Annotated in this window: 3 protein-coding genes; all 3 read left to right on the forward strand. The window is 62.6% G+C overall.

Annotated features, from left to right (window positions below; genetic code table 11):
• On the forward strand, positions 1-423 hold a 423-nt coding region (gene rpsG, locus EOA60_RS27300), incomplete at its 5' end, for a 30S ribosomal protein S7 (protein WP_128312187.1).
• 29 nt (positions 424-452) lie between these two features.
• Positions 453-2,543, forward strand: coding sequence for an elongation factor G (gene fusA, locus EOA60_RS27305; protein ID WP_067321482.1), 2,091 nt, complete (start codon positions 453-455; stop codon positions 2,541-2,543).
• Positions 2,544-2,643: 100 nt separating this feature from the next.
• A partial coding sequence (locus EOA60_RS27310) for a GTP-binding protein (RefSeq protein ID WP_244571411.1) occupies positions 2,644-2,771 on the forward strand: 128 nt, incomplete at its 3' end.

Here is a 2,771-nt window from a genome sequence, read left to right on the forward strand (position 1 = left end):
AAGTTCGGCGATCTGGTCGTCACCAAGTTCATGAACGCCGTCATGTATGACGGCAAGAAGTCGGTTGCCGAGACCATCGTCTACGGCGCGCTGGACCAGGTCCAGTCCAAGACCAAGCAGGAGCCGGTCGCCGTCTTCCACCAGGCGCTCGACAATGTCGCGCCGCATGTGGAAGTGCGTTCGCGTCGCGTCGGCGGCGCCACCTACCAGGTTCCGGTCGACGTGCGCCCCGAGCGCCGCCAGGCGCTGGCAATCCGCTGGCTGATCGCCGCCGCGCGCAACCGCAACGAGACCACGATGGTCGACCGCCTCTCGGGCGAGCTGATGGACGCGGCCAACAACCGCGGCACGGCCGTCAAGAAGCGTGAAGACACCCACAAGATGGCGGAAGCCAACCGCGCCTTCGCGCACTACCGCTGGTAAAGCGCGAACGAGACTGAGAGGCACCTCCCATGGCCCGCGAATACAAAATCGAAGACTACCGCAATTTCGGTATCATGGCGCATATCGACGCCGGCAAGACGACGACGACCGAGCGCGTCCTGTACTACACGGGCAAGTCGCACAAGATCGGCGAAGTCCATGACGGCGCTGCCACCATGGACTGGATGGAGCAGGAGCAGGAACGCGGCATCACCATCACCTCTGCCGCGACTACGACCTTCTGGAAGGGTCGTGACGGCAAGATGCGCCGCTTCAACATCATCGACACTCCCGGACACGTCGACTTCACCATCGAGGTCGAGCGTTCGCTGCGCGTGCTCGACGGCGCCATCGCGCTGCTCGATGCCAACGCCGGCGTCGAGCCGCAGACCGAGACCGTGTGGCGCCAGGCCGACAAGTACCACGTGCCGCGCATGATCTTCTGCAACAAGATGGACAAGATCGGCGCCGATTTCTACCGCTCGGTGGAAATGATCGGCTCGCGCCTCGGCGCGCAGGCCGTCGTCATGCAACTGCCGATCGGCGCCGAGACCGAGTTCAAGGGCGTCGTCGACCTCGTCGAAATGAACGCGCTTGTCTGGCGCGACGAGACGCTGGGCGCTGCCTGGGACGTCGTCGAAATCCCGGCCGACCTCAAGGACAAGGCCGCTCAGTATCGCGAGAAGATGATCGAGGCCGCCGTCGAGATGGACGAGACTGCGCTCGAGAATTACCTCGAAGGCAACATGCCGTCGAACGACGAGATCCGCGCGCTGATCCGCAAAGGCACCATCGCGGTCAAGTTCTTCCCGATGTTCTGCGGCTCGGCCTTCAAGAACAAGGGCGTACAGCCGCTGCTGGACGCCGTGGTCGAATACCTGCCGTCGCCGATCGACGTGCCGGCCATCAAGGGTGTCGACGCCAAGACCGACGCCGAGATCGAGCGTCATGCCGACGACAACGAGCCGCTGTCGATGCTGGCGTTCAAGATCATGAACGACCCGTTCGTCGGCTCGCTGACCTTCGCTCGCATCTATTCGGGCAAGCTCACCAAGGGCACCTCGCTCGACAACACCGTGAAGGGCAAGAAGGAGCGCATCGGCCGCATGCTGCAGATGCATGCGAATTCGCGCGCCGATATCGAGGAAGCCTATGCCGGCGACATCGTCGCGCTGGCCGGCCTCAAGGACACGACGACCGGCGACACGCTCTGCGATCCGCTGCATCCGGTCATCCTCGAGCGCATGGAATTCCCCGATCCGGTCATCCAGATCGCCATCGAGCCGAAGACCAAGAACGACCAGGAAAAGATGGGCCTCGCGCTGCATCGCCTGGCGGCCGAGGATCCGTCCTTCCGCGTCAAGACCGACGAGGAAAGCGGTCAGACCATCATCGCCGGCATGGGCGAGCTGCATCTCGACATCATCGTCGACCGCATGCGCCGCGAGTTCAAGGTGGAAGCCAATGTCGGCGCTCCGCAGGTGGCCTATCGCGAGACGATCACCCGGACCCATGAGCAGGACTACACGCACAAGAAGCAGACGGGCGGTACCGGCCAGTTCGCTCGCGTCAAGATCGTGTTCGAGCCGAACACCGAGAGCGAAGAGTTCCTGTTCGAGTCCAAGATCGTCGGCGGCGCGGTGCCGAAGGAATACATCCCCGGCGTCGAGAAGGGTATCCAGAGCGTCATGGGTTCCGGCCCGTTTGCCGGCTTCCCGATGATCGGCGTCAAGGCGACGCTGATCGACGGTGCCTTCCACGACGTCGACTCCTCGGTGCTGGCGTTCGAAATTGCCTCCCGCGCCTGCTTCAAGGAAGCCGCACCCCGGCTTGGTGTGCAGCTGCTGGAGCCGATCATGAAGGTCGAGGTCGTGACGCCGGAAGACTATGTCGGCGGCGTTATCGGCGACCTCAACGGCCGTCGCGGCCAGATCCAGGGCCAGGAAGCGCGTGGCGTGGCCGTCGTCATCAACGCGATGGTGCCTTTGGCCAACATGTTCAAGTACGTCGACAATCTGCGTTCGATGTCGCAGGGCCGCGCCCAGTACACGATGCAGTTCGACCACTATGAGCCGGTCCCTACGGCGGTGGCCCAGGAAGTCCAGAAAAAGTACGCGTGAGAATGCCTGTGCCACCGGAACCGCGGCTCTTACGCGTTTCCGGTTCGGCTGGAGCGAATATCAATTTCCCCGAGCGGGATGAGTAAGACGGAGAAATACAGTGGCAAAAGGTAAATTCGAGCGCACCAAGCCGCATGTGAACATTGGCACGATCGGCCACGTCGATCATGGCAAGACGTCGCTGACGGCGGCGATCACGAAGTATTTTGGCGAATACAAGCGCTATGA

This window comes from Mesorhizobium sp. M1A.F.Ca.IN.020.06.1.1, from assembly GCF_004023265.1.
GTDB lineage: Bacteria > Pseudomonadota > Alphaproteobacteria > Rhizobiales > Rhizobiaceae > Mesorhizobium.